Source organism: Altererythrobacter sp. CAU 1778 (genome assembly GCF_054482795.1).
The window spans coordinates 496,880-512,487 of record NZ_JBTLRP010000001.1 but is presented as its reverse complement, the minus strand read 5'-3'; the positions used below and the strand labels follow the sequence as shown (position 1 = coordinate 512,487).

Genomic DNA, 15,608 nt, shown 5'->3' with positions numbered 1-15,608 from the left:
CCGCGGCAGGCTATCCCCGCCGCGGCCTTGCAGGCGCTACGTGGTGGAGGGGATCACTTCAGCGTCTGTGTAAGGAACCAGACCCGTTCTTCTGCCATGTCGGTCCATTCGTCGAGCAATCCGTCGGTCGCGTTGTCGCCGGCCTCTTCGGCGAGGTCTTTCATGGCCTTCAGGCGCTTGACCATTGCTGCGTTATCGTCGCGGAGCTCCTCGACCATCGCTTCGGGCGACAGCGAAGTGCTGTCCTGGTCCTTCACCTGCGTGTGCTTGGCGACCGAGCCGATCGAGGTAAGCGTGTTCTGGCCGAGCTTGCGGACGCGCTCGCCCACGGCGTCGATCTGGTCGCGGATTTCCACGGCCTGTTCGTCGAACATCAGGTGCAGGTCGCGGAAGCGCGGTCCTGCAACGTGCCAGTGAAAGTTCTTCGTCTTCAGATAGAGCGCGAGATGGTCGGCCAGCAGGCCGTTCAGTTCGGCGACCAGAGCCTTGGTCGCATTGTCTCCGGCATTTGCCATTGATTTCCTCCTTGTGTGTACGAGGATCAAACGGACGCGGGATAAATCGGTTTCACCGCAAGTTCTGCCCTGAGTAATCGCTTCACCCGATCAACCAAGTGCGCCGCGTGCCGACATGGCCAGCAGCACCGCGACAATCATCAGCACAATGCCGAGCCCTGCCCGCAGCTTCCGCCATGGCAGCGCCTTTGCGAAATCCCCGGATATGCTCCACGCGAAAGCCGCGCCGATAAGGCTCGCTCCTGCCGCGCCCGCCCCGACCGTCCACGGATTGCCCTGGCTCGCGGCGAGGCCGACGATGACAAACCGGGCCGCATCGCCCGCTTGCCGCCAGACAAGCACCAGCAGGATCGCGGCGAGAGAGCGCGTGGGCTCGGTCGGAGAATCGCCGGCTCGCTCGATCAGCAGTTCGACCCCGGCCAGCGCCAGCGTAGCTGCGAGAAACATCCGCGCCCCGCCGGGCGAAAGCCAGTCGCTCAGCAAAGCACCGCTCGCGGTCGCGGCGCAGGCAGTCAGCAGCGACGCGATCAGCGCCATAGCCAGCAGCGGAACCGGCTTCGCCATTCGCTGCGACAGCACCGCCACCAGATGCTGCTCGCGCCCGCCCGCCGCCAACAGCAGCACTGCGCAGAAGGAGAGGAAGAAGCCGGGCATCGGGTTGCTCTAGCAGCCGCGAACCCGCAGGCAATCCGCGCGGGGGGCGCGGTTCAGGCGACCACGGCGGTCAGACTGTCGATGACGCCCGGATCGTCGATGGTCTGCGGCACCGTAATCGGCGCACCGTTGACAATATCGCGCAGAAGATTGCGGAGGATCTTGCCGGAACGCGTCTTGGGCAGGCTGTCCACGAAGTAGATCGCGCGGGGGCTGGCGATGGGTCCGATCTCGCTCCTGATAGCGTTGACCAGTTCCTTGCGGACCGTCTCGAAATCCTCGCAATTGGGACGAGTGACGACGAAGCCAGCGGCCATTTCGCCCTTCAGATCGTCCGCCGCGCCGACCACGGCGCATTCGATGACCTGCGGATGGCTGGCGACGACCTCCTCCATCTGGCCGGTGGACAGGCGGTGACCTGCGACATTGATGATGTCGTCGGTTCGCCCCATGATGTGAATGAAGCCGTCGGCATCGATCATGCCCGCGTCGCCAGTGGTGTAATGGCCGGGAAAGTCGGCGAAGCCCGCTGCGAACCGCTCCTGATTGTTCCACAACGCGCGAAAGGCTCCCGGCGGCAGGGGCTGTTCGATGAGCAGATTGCCCACCGTCCCTGTCGGAGCCGCAACGCCCGCGTCGTCCTTCACGCAGAAGCTGTATCCCGGAACGGCGTGTCCGGCGCTGCCCGCGCGGATGGAGGTTTCCCCCAGCCCGAAGCAGGTCGCGATGGCCGGCCAGCCAAGCTCCGTCTGCCACCAGTGATCGATCACCGGCCGGTCGAGCTTGCCTGCGATCCATTGCAGCGTGTCGGGGTCGGCCCGCTCGCCCGCAAGGAACAGCGCCTGCAGCGACGCGAGCGATGCCTCGTCGACGAAGCTGCCGTCAGGGTCGCTCCGCCGGATGGCGCGGATCGCGGTGGGCGCAGTGAACAGCACTTTGACCGCGTGCTTGTCGACCAGCCGCCAGAGGATGCCTGCATCGGGCGTGCCGACCGGCTTGCCTTCGAAAAGCACCGTCGCGCAGCCTGCCAGAAGCGGACCGTAGACGATGTAGCTGTGACCCACGACCCAGCCGATGTCGGAGGCCGCCCAGAAGGTATCGCCTTCCCGCACACCGTAGATACTGGACATCGACCAGTGCAGCGCGACGGCATGGCCGCCATTGTCGCGCACCACGCCCTTGGGCGTGCCGGTCGTCCCCGAAGTGTAAAGGATATACAGCGGATCGCCGGCGCCGATGGGCACGCACTGCGCCGGTTCTGCACTGGCGTAGCTTTCCTCCCAGTCCAGATCGCGGCCTTCGTGCAACTCCGCTGCCAGTGCGTCGCGTTGCAGGATGATCGTCGCGGCAGGCTTGTGCCGCGCGAGTTCGAGCGCCGCGTCGAGCAGGGGCTTGTAGGCGATCGTGCGTCCAGGCTCGAACCCGCAGGATGCGCTGAGTACGAGCGCCGGGGTGCAATCGTCGATCCGCTTGGCAAGTTCCGGCGCGGCGAAACCGCCGAACACGACCGAGTGGACCGCACCCAGCCGCGCGCAGGCTAGCATGGCAAAGACCGCTTCCGGGATCATCGGCATATAGATGATCACGCGGTCGCCGCGGCCCACGCCCTGCGCGGCAATCATGCCCGCCGTACGCGCCACCCGTTCCTGCAATTCGGCAAAGGTAAAGTTCCGCGCCGCCCCGGTAATCGGGCTTTCGTAGATCAGCGCAGTCGCCCCGCCCCGGCCCGCCGCGACGTGGCGATCGACGGCATTGTGACAGGTGTTGATCTCGCCATCGGGAAACCAGCGGTCGCTCGCCGCATCATGCGCTTGCGAAGGGAACCGGGCCCAATCGAGCGCGCGTGCCGCTCCTAGCCAAAACCCTTGCGGATCGTCCGCCGCCTGCATTGCGACGTTCTGGACTGACATACGATTGTCTCCCGCTCCAACAGCAAAGGGGTGGGCGCTACCCGGCATAATAGCGCCCACCCCCCGGAATGCGACCCGCCGGTATCAGAAGGCGTATTTCGCCATGAATTGGACCTGCTGCAGATTGCCGTCGAGCCCGGCCTCGTTGGTGCGTTCGGCGTACATGTATTCGATGCCCAGATCGAGTTTCGGCACCGGAGAGTAGATGAAGTTGCCGAAAGCGTTCCACACCTCGTCGGTCGGCGACCCGCCGGTCAGGTCGACCGGGTTGTCCGCTTTGAAATAGCTTCCGCCAATCGAAGACCGCGCCTTGGGGCTCCAGACATGGCGGAATGCGGCAGAGCCGGAATAGGTCGCGATTGCCTCCAGATCGCCGTCGGGCGTGATCGCCGCATCGTTGACGATGTTGGCGCCCATGTAGCGGCCAAGACCCTCGCCAACGGTCGCCATGACCCGCAGGTCGTCGCCATTGCCGCCGATCGGCAACTTGCCCGAGACGCTAACGCCATAGCCCAGCGTACTCGCGCCGTCCGTTGCACCCAGCACCGTATCCGAAGCGGTCAGCTGGCGCAGGATGCCTGCGACGGTGAAGTTCGAACCATCGTAGCGGACGGTGAAGTCCGGCAGCTTGTCGTCCGATGGCAGGATGCGACCGCCGGTGCCGGTGGTAAGCGTCGTTTCCGGGTTCTCCGCGGAGATCGAAAAACCGCTCTTCGTCTTGTAGCGGATCAGCGGCTGGCGAACGAAGACCGTGCCCGGCATGGTGCCGACGAAGTCGACCGAATCCGGCAGCGCGCCTGTGTTCTGGAAGTTCGACCAGGCCTGTCCGAAGGTCCAGCCGTCATACGTGATGAAAGCCTGCCGAACGCGCGGGCTGTAGCTGTTGGACACGCGCTGGTCGCCGCCTGCGGTCGCAAGGAAGTCCATCTCCAGATGCGTGCCGACCGCGCTGTCGCCAACCGGCGTGCTGGTCGAAACGATCAGCCGGGTCTGCCGCGCGTGGAAATGCGTGTCCCAGCCCGAGGATTCGCCACCCACCGGGATCAGGCTGGGGATGAGGAAGTCGCGCCCCAGCGAATCGCCGGGAAGCTGACCGGCGCTGGTCCGCAAGCTCTTCGCATCGAGCTTGGCATAGCCGCCGATCTTGACCGTCGTGTCGCCTACGCGAAAGCCGTTGGCATCGTTCTTTTCGACCTGCGCGACGCGTTCTTCGGTCGAGGCCTGCTGCGCGGCTATCGCCTGGTTCTGCGCCTTGGTCTCGGCCAGTGCGGCACGGAGTTCTTCGACCGTTTCCGCCTGCGCCGCACCCGTCTGCCCTGCCTGCATCTGCTGCTGCATGGCGACGATCATCGCTTCGAGCCGGTCGAGCCGATCCTCCACCGATTCCTTCGCCTGCGCCGCTGCGCTTACGGGGGCCAGCGTGCTCGCAGCCAGCAGCGCGATGGCCAGCCGTCGTGCGTGTTTCCCCATTGGTCCCGTGGTCATGGAACGATCCTCCCGTGTCGTTATCTGATGGCCGGGAATTTCGCAGTATGGCGGGGTCATATCTATGAGCGGATGGTCTATACGACTATGGTCGTAACGCATCCCGCCCACCCGATGGAGTAGAGGCGCGGGCGAAGAGAGTTGAACGCGAGAGGCAGGAGAGGCTCAAGTGAGCAGCACGGGACACGATAACGAGCGGGTGCCAATGCCCGCCAAGGCCGCAGAGGGGACGCACTGCACGGCCGCCGACTACGAACAGATGTACGCCCGCAGCGTGGACGACGCCGACGGCTTCTGGGCCGAGCAGGCGGAGCGGCTCGACTGGGTCGAAAAGCCGACGAAGATCGCCTTGTGGAGCTTCGATCCCGTCGACATCAAGTGGTTCGAAGATGGCAAGCTCAACATCTGCCACAACGCCGTCGATCGCCATGTCGCCGCCGGAAACGGCGATCGCATCGCGCTGATCTTCGAACCCGACGATCCGCAGGGAGAGGTCCGGCGCATCAGCTATGCCGAACTTCAGACCGAAGTGATCCGCATGGCGAACGCGCTGAAGAAGCTCGGCGTCGCAAAGGGCGACCGCGTCACCATCTATATGCCGATGATCCCCGAAGGCGCCTTCGCCATGCTGGCGTGTGCGCGCATCGGGGCCGTGCATTCGGTGATCTTCGGCGGCTTCAGCCCCGATGCCATCGCGGGCCGGGTCGAGGACTGCCGCAGCGACTGGATCGTGACCGCGGACGAAGGCTTGCGCGGATCGAAGGTCGTGCCGCTGAAGGCCAATGTCGACAAGGCGCTGGAGAAGGCCTCGGCCAGGGGCGTCATCGTGGTGCGTCACACCGGCGGCGAGATCGCCATGACCGAGGGCCGCGATCACTGGTATCACGAATTCAGCGCGGATGTCGGCACCGAATGCCCGTGCGAGCCCATGAACGCCGAAGACCCGCTGTTCATCCTCTACACTTCAGGCTCCACCGGCAGCCCCAAGGGCGTGCTGCATTCGACCGGCGGCTATGCCGTCTGGACCGAGACGACATTCCGCTATGTCTTCGATTACCGCGAGGGCGAAATCTACTGGTGCACCGCCGACATCGGATGGGTGACCGGTCACAGCTACATCGTCTACGGTCCGCTGCAGAACGGCGCGACCGCGCTGATGTTCGAAGGCGTCCCCAACTATCCCGACCACGACCGGTTCTGGGCCGTGTGCGAGAAGCACAAGGTCAACATTTTCTACACCGCCCCGACCGCAATCCGCGCGCTGATGCGCGAAGGCGAGGGCCACGTGGCGAAGCACGATCTTTCCAGCCTGCGCCTGCTGGGCAGCGTGGGCGAACCGATCAACCCGGAGGCATGGCGCTGGTACCACGACAACGTGGGCAAGGGCGAAGCGCCCGTCGTCGACACGTGGTGGCAAACGGAAACCGGCGGGATCATGATCACCACTCTGCCCGGCGCGCACGACATGAAGCCGGGGAGCGCGGGCAAACCGTTTTTCGGCATCTGTCCGCAACTGGTCGACAACGAAGGCGTCGTTCTGGATGGCGCGAACGAAGGCAATTTGTGTATCACGCGCAGCTGGCCGGGTCAGGCGCGCACGGTTTATGGCGACCACGAACGCTTCGTGCAGACCTATTTCAGCACCTATCCGGGCAAGTATTTCACCGGTGACGGGTGTCGCCGCGACGCCGACGGATATTACTGGATCACCGGCCGCGTGGACGACGTGATCAACGTGTCGGGCCACCGCATGGGCACTGCCGAGGTGGAAAGCGCGCTGGTGCTGCATGCCAAGGTCAGCGAAGCCGCCGTCGTCGGCTATCCGCACGACATCAAGGGACAGGGCATCTATTGCTACGTCACCCTCAACGCGGGAGAGGACGGTTCGGCCGATCTCACCACCGAACTGCGCCATTGGGTCCGCAAGGAAATCGGGCCGATCGCGTCGCCCGATCACCTGCATTTCACCCCCGCCCTGCCCAAGACGCGCAGCGGCAAGATCATGCGCCGCATCCTGCGCAAGATCGCGGAAAACGACTACGGCTCGCTCGGGGACACCTCCACCCTGGCCGATCCGTCGATCGTCGAGACATTGATAGAAGGGCGGCAGAACCGCTAGGCGGATGGCCCGCCGGATCGTCATCGCCGATGACCACCCGCTGATGCGCAGCGCCATTCGCGCGGCAGTCGAAAAGGTCTGGCCGGCCCACGCGATCGTCGAGGTTGGCGATGCAGGATCGGTGAAAGCGGAAATGGCGGCGGGCGACGTCGACCTGACGACGCTCGACCTGCACATGCAGGACAGCGCTGGCCTGACCGCCTTAATGGAGATGCGAAAGCTCTACCCCGCAGTGCCGGTGGTGGTGATCTCCGCCAGCGGGGAGGCGCGCGTCGTCGCGGGTGCGCGCGACCTCGGCGCATCGGGCTTCATCGCCAAGACGGCGTCGCTCGCGGACATGACCCTGAGCCTGCAACAGGTGGCGGACGGCGATCTCGTATTTCCCGAAGTCGACACGCCGGAAGACGACACCCCCACTCGTCTCGCCAGCCTGACCCCGGCGCAGACCCGCATCCTGCGCCTGCTGTCCGACGGCCTTCTCAACAAGCAGATCGCCTACGAGATGGACATCAGCGAGGCGACGGTGAAGGCGCATATCACCGCCATCTTCCGGCGGTTGGGCGTGACCAATCGAACGCAGGCGGTGCTGATCGCCAGGCAGATCGAAACGGGGGAGGGTTCAGGCCTCGATATGTAGGACTGAATTGACCAGCGCCCGCAGCACGGCGGGGCTGGCAGGCTTCAGCAAACGTTGCGCCCCGATCGCTTCCGCGGCCGCCTTGGTTTCGTCCGTATCCTCTGCCGTCAGCAGGATCGTCGCCTGCGGTCGCCCGAACCTTTCCACCACCAGCGGGTAGGCCTTGTCCCCCGTCAGCCCGTCGTCGAGGCGGTAATCCAGCACGAGCAATTGTGGCCGCGCGGTGCCGGTCACTTCCGCCGGATGGGCCGCGCCCTCGGCATCGAGCCCCCAGCGGCGCAACAGGGCGACCAGCCCTTCGCAGCCGGCGCGGTCGTTGTCGATGCAGAGCACCCTTGCCCCTGCCGGAGCGCTGGCTGGCTGCGGCTGGTCTGGCGGCACGACCGGCGCTTCCAGCGGCGTGGCGAGCGGCAGGCGGAAGGAAAACACGCTGCCTCGGCCGACTTGCGATTGCACCTGCACCCGCGTGCCGAGCATGGCGGCGATGCGGCGCACGATGGCAAGGCCCAGCCCCAGCCCCTCTCCGCCGCGCTGCCGGCCAATCTGGGTGAATTCCTCGAAGATACGCTCCCGGTCGGCAGGCGCGATGCCGGGGCCCTGGTCTGCGACCACTATCTCGACCGCCTGCCCGCGCCGCTTGCAACAGACCAGCACCTTGCCGCTGTCGGTGTAGCGCAAGGCATTGGTGACAAGGTTCTGAAGGACCGAGACGAACAGGCCCCGGTCGGTTTCCACCCAGAGCCCGCAGGGCCGGATCCGCAGCGCCAGCCCCTTCGCGGCCGCCTGCACCTCGAACTCGTTGCCGATTTCGGCCAGCGCCCGGTCGAGCGAGAAGCGCGTGCGGGTGATGTCGATCTTGCTGCCGTCGAGCCGCGAGATGTCGAGCAGCGCGCGCAGAAGCCGGTCGGCGGTGCCGATGGAACGGTCGATCTGGCCGAGCAGGCGCTGTTCCGCAGGACGTTCCGTATCGATCTCCTCCGCCAGTGCGCTTGCGAACAGGCGCGCGGCATTGAGCGGTTGCACCAGATCGTGGCTGGCGGCGGCGAGGAAGCGCGTCTTGGAACGAGTCGCCGCCTCCAGCGCGGCATTGGTTTCGACCAGCTGTTGCGTGCGCTCGAAAACCTTGGCTTCCAGCGCCTGTTCCGCGATGCGATCGGCGGTGATGTCGCTGTAGCTGGTAACGTATCCGCCATCGGGCGCGGGGTTGCCCATGACGCGCAGCACGCGCCCGTCGGACAATATCCGTTCCGTGCGGTGCCTGGAGCCTGCCCTGAGATAACTCAGCCGTTTCTCGATCTCCGCATCGATTGTCGCCTCGGCAAAGCCCAGCGCGCGCATGTTGAAGCGCAGCAGGTCCGCAATGGGGCGTCCGACCTCGACCAGTTCGGCCGGGAAGTCGAACATCTCGACATAGCGCGGGTTCCACGCGACCAGCCGCTGCTGCTTGTCCACCACCGAGATACCCTGGTCGATATGCTCGATCGCGATCTGAAGCAGCCCGGCACCGAACTGCAGGCGCTGGCTGGTTTCGTCGAACATCGCCACCACCCGCTCCAGCGAAACGGGATCGCCTTCCAGCGTGGAGGCGACCAGCATCCGGGCGGAAGAGCTGCCGATGATCGCGCTGATGGTCTTCTCCGTCGCATCGCGGAGCGCCAGGTCGGCGGCATCGCCGTCACGATAGTTGCGCCCATGTTGCAGCCGCACGGCATTCAGAACTTCACGCGCCCGCTCCTCTCCCACGAACTGTTCCAGCAGCAGGCGCAGGTCGGCGACGCGCACGTCGCTTGCCAGCGCGTCCGGGTGCGGGAGGGCGCGTTGCCGGCCGACATAGGCGATGGCCTGCACCCGGTCGGCCAGCGTCGTCTCCCCAACCATCGAGAAGACCACGAAGAACAGCGTGTTGGTGAGCAGGCTGAACGCCGCACCCGATACCAGCACATCGTCCCCGATCATGACCGGCGAGTAGTCCGGGAACATCGCGGGGGCGGCGAGCAGGACGAGCCAGCCGGTGAACCCAGCCAGCAGCCCGGCAATCATGCCGATGCGGTTCGCCTTGCGCCACCACATCCCCAGCAGCAGGCCCGGCGCGAACTGGGCGACGCCCGCGAAAGCGATCTCTCCCAAGGCAGCAAGCGTCGGGCCGGAGCCGACCGCGCGCGCGACAAGATAGGCGAGCGCAAGCAGGCCGACGACGGTCAGGCGGCGCACCATGATCAGCGCGGGGCCCATCACCTGCCGCCCGTCGCGCTGACGCATCCGCTCGCGCAGGACGACCGGCACGATCAGGTCGTTGGTCACCATGCTCGACAGCGCGATGCTGGTGACGATGATCATCCCGGTGGAAGCCGAAAAGCCGCCGATGAATGCCAGCAACGCCAGCCATTCCGCCTCGTTGGCAAGCGGCAGGCTGAGCATCAGCGTGTCCGCCGGCGTCTCGGCCGGCATCGTCAGTGCGCCGGCGACCACGATTGGGATCACTGCGGCGCTGATCGCGGCGAGATACGCCGGGAACAGCCATCGCATCGAGCCTTCGAGCCGGTCTTCCTGGGCCTCGACCACCAGCATGTGGAACTGCCGGGGCAGGCACAGGATCGCCATCGCCGCGAGAAAGGTGAGCATGGCGAAGCGCGCGTCGAGCTGCGCCGTCGGAAAGGTCTCTCCCACGGTCTCCCAGGCGACGGAGCCGAGATCTGGCCGAGAGAACAGGACCGTCACCGCCAGCGCCGCGACCGCCCCGATTGCGACGAACTTGACCACCGCTTCCACGGCGATCGCCAGCACCATGCCGCGGTTATGCTGCGTCAGGTCCAGCCGCCCGGTGCCGAACAGTACGGCGAAGGCCGCCATCGTGCCCGCCACCGCCAGCACGATCTCGCCATCGCGCAGGTAGGACGTAATCTCCGGCGAGAGCGCCACCAGCGTCTGGCTGACCGACCGCAGTTGCAGCGCCATGTAGGGCAACGCCCCGAACAGCGCGATCAGCGTGACCAGCGCTGCGACCCACGCGCTCTTGCCGTATCGCGCCGCGAGGAAGTCGGCGATGGAGGTGGAATGCTGCGCCTTGCCCAGCTCCAGCATCCGCGACACGAACGGCGCGAACACGGTGAACATGATGATGGGTCCAAGGTAGATCGGCAGATAGTACCAGCCGGATACCATCGCCGTGCCGACCGCGCCGAAGAAGGTCCAACTGGTGCAGTATACCGCCAGCGACAGGCCGTGGATCGCGCGCTGTCGACGCATGAACAGGCCGCCCGCCGGGGACTTGTCCCCGATATGCGCGATCCAGAACAGGAACGCGGCATAGGCGACGGCCATGATGATCGGAACGAACCATTGCGACACGTCGGTGCCTGCCCTCCCCTCGGCAAGATGCTAGCGCCAAAAGCGGTAAGGGGCGACAGTTTCCTGCCGCCCCCACCTCGAGGATACCTGCCCTAAGTGGAGAGCTAGTGGGCGTGGGCATCCCCGGCGCCGCGCGGCACGCGGATCGATTCGACCAAGCTGTCGATTTCGGCCGGAGGAGCCGCCGTCATCTTGGCCACCACGATCGCCACCACAAAGTTCAGCACCATGCCGACCACGCCGATCCCTTCGGGCGAAATGCCCAGAAACCAGTTGTCGGCCACGTTCATCGCCGGGTCCACCATCAGCTTGAAGTAGGCGATGTAGCAGAAGGTGAAGATCAGGCCGGTCAGCATCCCGGCGATCGCGCCTTCCTTGTTCATCGACTTGGAGAAGATCCCCATGAAGATGGCCGGGAAGAGCGATGCCGCTGCAAGACCGAAGGCGAAGGCCACCACCTGCGCCACCCACCCTGGCGGGTAGATGCCGAGATAGCCTGCCACCACGATCGCCGCCGTTGCCGCGACACGTGCTGCCAGCAGTTCACCCTTTTCGGAGATTTCCGGTTTGAAGGTGGACTTCAGCAGATCGTGACTGACGGCGGTGGAGATCACCAGCAACAGTCCCGCTGCGGTAGACAATGCCGCGGCCAGACCGCCCGCTGCCACCAGTGCGATCACCCAGCCGGGAAGATTTGCGATCTCCGGGTTGGCGAGCACCATGATGTCGCGGTCGACATAGACCTCGTTCGTATTGTCGGTCAGCACTTCGTTGGAGACGAGTTGCTGCCCCAGCGGCCCGGTTTCGCCGGTGTATTCGGGCGCTCCCTTGAAGGCATCGCCCGATGCCACCTGCATCACCCCGTCGCCGTTCTTGTCGCTCCACGCGATCAGCTTGTTCGACTCCCAGTTCTTGAACCAGGCGGGGGCATCTTCGTAGGCGGTCTGGTCGACCGTTTCGTTGAAGTTGATCCGTGCGAAAGCCGCGACCGCGGGGGCCGTGGTGTAGAGCAGGGCGATGAAGATCAGCGCCCAGCCCGCAGACTTGCGCGCGTCCGATGCCTTGGGAACGGTGAAGAAGCGCACGATGACGTGCGGCAGTCCTGCCGTGCCGATCATCAGGGCGGCGGTGATGCAGAACACGTCGATCATCGACTTGGTGCCGTCGGTATAAGCGGCAAAGCCCATGTCCTGTAGCGACGCATCCAGCTTTTGCAGCACGTACATCCCCGACCCGTCATTGACCGTCGCCCCCAGCCCCAGCTGCGGCACCGGATTTCCGGTTACGAGCAGCGAGATGAAGATCGCGGGCACGAGATAGGCGAAGATCAGCACGCAATATTGCGCCACCTGCGTATAGGTGATGCCCTTCATCCCGCCGAGGACGGCGTAGACGAAGACGATACCCATGCCGATGATGACGCCCAGGTTGACGTCCACTTCGAGGAAGCGGCTGAACACGATGCCCACGCCGCGCATCTGCCCGGCGATGTAGGTGAAGCTGATGAAGATCAGGCAGATCACCGCCACCGTGCGCGCGACGTTGGAATAGTACCGGGTGCCGATGAAGTCGGGCACGGTGAACTGGCCGAACTTTCGCAGGTAAGGCGCCAGCAACAGCGCCAGCATCACGTAACCGCCGGTCCAGCCCATCAGGTAGACCGAACCGTCATAACCCATGAAGGCGATCAGGCCCGCCATCGAGATGAAGGATGCCGCGCTCATCCAGTCGGCAGCCGTGGCCATGCCGTTGACGATCGGGTTCACCCCGCCGCCCGCGACGTAGAATTCCTTGGTCGAACCGGCCCGCGTCCAGATGGCGATGCCGATGTAGAGCGCGAAGCTCAGCCCGACGAAGAGATAGATTAGTGTTTGTGTGCTCATGACACCCCCCTCAATCGTCGAGATCGAATTCGCGTTCGATCTTCTTCATTTTCCAGGTGTAATAGAAGATCAGCGCGATGAAGACGTAGATCGAGCCTTGCTGCGCGAACCAGAAACCGAGCGGGAAGCCGCCGATCATGAACTGGTCCAGGAACGGACGGAACAGGATCCCGGCGCCGAACGACACCACGAACCAGATGACCATCAACGTCACGAGCAGGCGGATATTGGCGCGCCAGTAGGCGCCCGCCGACGTGTTCGCGGATGGGGTTGTCTTTTCTTCTTCGTCGGACATCGCTGGCCCTCCCCCTCTCGATTGAATCGAAGCTCCCGCGCAGCTCATGCTCCACGGTCCATCCTCCAGACTAAAGGGGTGGTCGCTGCGTCACAGAGCGACTTTGGTCTAATACGGGGTGAGAAAGCGGGATGTTGCGCGCGCTAATGCCGCAGCATCTGCCCGACCGGCACCTGCGCGCGTCCGGCATGGGCAATCTGCGCCAGCAGCAACTCCGCGCAGGCCAGCGCGTCCGTCAGCCCGTCATGCGCCCGATAGGCGGGCAGGCCGTATTGCGAACGCAGCTTGCCAAGGCGCAGTCCGTCCTCCGCACGCGGGCGCGGGAACCAGCGGTTCTCGATCTGCATGGTGCAGATGAAAGGCGCAACGAAGGGCGCGCCGAACACGCGGCGGCACGCGGCGTCGAGAAAGCCGGCTTCAATCTCCGCGAAATGCGCCACCAGCACGCGCCCTGCGCAAGCCTGCAAGACGCGCGCCAGCGCCTCCTCCGTCGGCAGGGCGTCGGACAGGTCATCATCTGTAATGCGATGGATCACCACCGCCTGCGGGTTGAGGGCCGCGTCGGCGCGGAAACGGAAACGTCGCGCGGTGGCGACCGCCACGGCCCCGCGCGCCAGCTCGACCATTCCGGCTTCGAGAATGCTGTCGTCCGCCGGTCTGAGCCCGTCCGTTTCGAGATCGATGGCCAGCAGGCGCGCCTCGCCCACCGATGCCTCCAGGTCGGCGAGGCCCGCGCCGTAATATGCGGCGAGCGGCCCGGAAGGAGCAGCCCGCGCGGCGCGCGCAAACTCCTTTTCCAGCCGTCGCCGCACACCTCCGAACAGCGCCGCGAACATGTCAGGTCAGCCCGCCGGCATAGGCGGATCGCAGACGGTCGAGCTGCGCCCTTATCAGCTTGAACGCATCGCGCAGGTGGTCGCGGTCGAAACGCGACAGCTCCTTGGGATCGAGCTTGTTGCTGGGCGCCTCGCCCCGCCGGATCTGCGCCGCCTGATGGCGGAAGCGCACGTCGCGCACGAATTCGAAACAGGCGGCAAGATCCCTCGCGGCCTCGGCGTCCAGCACGCCCGCCTCGCTCGCGGCGCGCAGCCGTTCGACCGTATTCGTCGCCTCGATTCCCTCGGCCACGGCGTAGCTGCGCGCAAGGTCGATGATCGGGGTGATCGCCTGAGCCTTCAGGTCGAGCACCTTGCCCTCCACAGCGTCCTGTTCGAGCAGGAAGTTGCGGAAAAACCCGAGCGGCACGGCCGTCGCCGCTGCCGCGCGCGCGACGAAAGAAGCGAAGATGCGGTTGCGGCTCGCCCGCCTGAAGGTCGCGCTGCGCAGCCGGTCGACCAGCGTCGCATCCCCGGCAATCGCGCGCATGTCGAAGAAGATACCGCTTTCGAGTATCGCCTGCGGATCAGGCGCGTCGATCCAGTGGGCAAAACGGCCGCTCCATTCCTGTACCGTCGCCCGGTAGGCGTGATTGGAGGCCATGATGTCGCCCGGGCAATAGCGGAAGCCCGCGCTGTCCAGCCCGTCCGCCAGACGCCGTCCGAGGTCGCTGAAATAACTGTCGTGATCGGCGCGGACGTAATCCTCTCCGAAGACGAACCCGTTGTCCTGGTCGGAACCGAGCGAAACCTCGTACCGCGCGAGCGAACCGAAGGCGACCAGCGCATAAGGCACCGGCGGCGGCCCAAGCTGCGCCTCGCAGATCGCCAGCATCCTGCGGTGCGTCATCTCCCCGATCGTGCTGATGTACCGCGCGACCGGCTCCGCATCGACGCCAGCTTCCACCAGCCCGGCGACTGCCCGCGGCAGCTGCGTGCTCGCCTCGACCAGGTCAGCCACGTTGGAGGCCTGCCCCACCTCGCGGGCGAGGTGGAAGGAATTGGAGCCGAGTTGCGCCAGGATGTCGCTGGATGAGACAATGCCCGTCACCTTGCCCGCGCCATCGGTGACGGGAAGATGCCGGATATGATGCGCGGTCATCGCCAGCAGCGCCGTCAGCACCGTCTGGCTTTCGCTGACGGTCACCGGATTGCGCGTCATCACTTCGGCCAGCGGCAGCGTCAGGTCGATCCCCGTCGCCAGCACGCGATTGCGCAGGTCCTTGTCGGTGAGGATGCCGGTCAGCTGTCCGTCGTCGAGCACCGGCAGCACCGAGACGTCGCAGCTCGCCATCAGCCGTGCCGCATCGCCGATCGGCAGGGAGGACGTACAATGCACGAGGCTGCGCCGCGACGCGATCCGGCCAAGCGGGATGTGGGTACCCAGGCTGTCGCTTTCGACCGCGTCCTGTCCCTCGGCACGAAAGGTGCCCACCGCACGCCGCAACCGGGCCGCTTCGTCTATGTCGAAGAAATTCCGGAATGCCTTGTTTCCGTCGCGAAGCTCGTAGAACGCCTCGGCAGGGAGGCGGTAGAGCAAGCAGTCCTCTTTCGCGAGGGCCTGGTTTTGCGCCGGGCCATGACGGATGAGCGATGGGTAACCGAAGCAATCCCGCTCCCCCAGCCGCGCGTGCAGTTCGCTGCCGCCGAGTCGCAACTCGACGCTGCCCGAACGGATGATCGAGAGGTGGGCGTTGAGGTCGCCAGCATCGGTGATGATCGTGCCACGGCGGAAATACTGGATCTCGATGCGGCTTGCAGCCGTCCGCCGGGCGCCCGGCCCCAATGTCTCGAACGCCGGGACTTCGGCCAGAAAGGCCGCGACTTCAGGCAGGACGGAAGCATCCATCATGCTAAGCTAGAGGAACAGCAGCGAAAGGGACAGAT

The 15,608-nt window shown here is 65.3% G+C and carries 11 protein-coding genes; 2 read left to right on the top strand and 9 right to left on the bottom strand.

Annotation, left to right across the window (positions count from 1 at the left end):
* Positions 1-53: 53 nt before the first annotated feature.
* The 4 genes from ACXYN8_RS02185 to ACXYN8_RS02170 form a co-directional block, all read right to left on the bottom strand.
* Complete coding sequence (locus tag ACXYN8_RS02185; protein WP_458887647.1) at positions 54-515, bottom strand: Dps family protein; 462 nt, start codon at positions 513-515, stop codon at positions 54-56.
* Positions 516-605: 90 nt separating this feature from the next.
* The gene (locus ACXYN8_RS02180) at positions 606-1,169 is read right to left on the bottom strand and encodes a TMEM165/GDT1 family protein (protein ID WP_458887646.1); all 564 of its coding nucleotides are present in this window, start codon (positions 1,167-1,169) and stop codon (positions 606-608) included.
* A gap of 53 nt (positions 1,170-1,222) precedes the next feature.
* A complete protein-coding gene (locus ACXYN8_RS02175) occupies positions 1,223-3,079 on the bottom strand; it encodes an AMP-binding protein (protein ID WP_458887645.1) in 1,857 nt (618 codons plus the stop codon).
* A gap of 84 nt (positions 3,080-3,163) precedes the next feature.
* Positions 3,164-4,564 (bottom strand): DcaP family trimeric outer membrane transporter, encoded by a 1,401-nt coding sequence (locus ACXYN8_RS02170; protein ID WP_458887644.1) that lies wholly within the window; start codon positions 4,562-4,564, stop codon positions 3,164-3,166.
* A 169-nt stretch (positions 4,565-4,733) separates the two neighbouring features.
* Between ACXYN8_RS02170 and acs the strand changes: the two genes are divergently transcribed.
* Both acs and ACXYN8_RS02160 read left to right on the top strand, forming a co-directional pair.
* Positions 4,734-6,683 carry an acetate--CoA ligase gene (gene acs, locus ACXYN8_RS02165; RefSeq protein ID WP_458887643.1) on the top strand — a complete coding sequence of 650 codons (1,950 nt, stop codon included), beginning with the start codon at positions 4,734-4,736 and terminating at the stop codon, positions 6,681-6,683.
* 4 nt (positions 6,684-6,687) lie between these two features.
* Complete coding sequence (locus tag ACXYN8_RS02160) at positions 6,688-7,320, top strand: LuxR C-terminal-related transcriptional regulator (protein WP_458887642.1); 633 nt, start codon at positions 6,688-6,690, stop codon at positions 7,318-7,320.
* Here the strand turns inward: ACXYN8_RS02160 and ACXYN8_RS02155 are convergent.
* From ACXYN8_RS02155 to ACXYN8_RS02135, 5 genes are all read right to left on the bottom strand, one after another.
* The gene (locus tag ACXYN8_RS02155) at positions 7,303-10,668 is read right to left on the bottom strand and encodes a hybrid sensor histidine kinase/response regulator (protein WP_458887641.1); all 3,366 of its coding nucleotides are present in this window, start codon (positions 10,666-10,668) and stop codon (positions 7,303-7,305) included. The genes ACXYN8_RS02160 and ACXYN8_RS02155 overlap by 18 nt on opposite strands.
* Positions 10,669-10,772: 104 nt before the next feature.
* Entirely contained in the window at positions 10,773-12,551 is a 1,779-nt protein-coding gene (locus tag ACXYN8_RS02150; RefSeq protein WP_458887640.1) for a sodium:solute symporter family protein, read from the bottom strand.
* 10 nt (positions 12,552-12,561) lie between these two features.
* Positions 12,562-12,846: a DUF4212 domain-containing protein gene (locus ACXYN8_RS02145; RefSeq protein WP_458887639.1), complete on the bottom strand. Its 285-nt coding sequence runs from the start codon at positions 12,844-12,846 to the stop codon at positions 12,562-12,564.
* Positions 12,847-12,989: 143 nt separating this feature from the next.
* Entirely contained in the window at positions 12,990-13,682 is a 693-nt protein-coding gene (locus ACXYN8_RS02140) for an exonuclease domain-containing protein (protein WP_458887638.1), read from the bottom strand.
* Between the two features lies 1 nt (position 13,683).
* Positions 13,684-15,573 (bottom strand): putative nucleotidyltransferase substrate binding domain-containing protein, encoded by a 1,890-nt coding sequence (locus ACXYN8_RS02135; protein WP_458887637.1) that lies wholly within the window; start codon positions 15,571-15,573, stop codon positions 13,684-13,686.
* Positions 15,574-15,608: the final 35 nt, after the last annotated feature.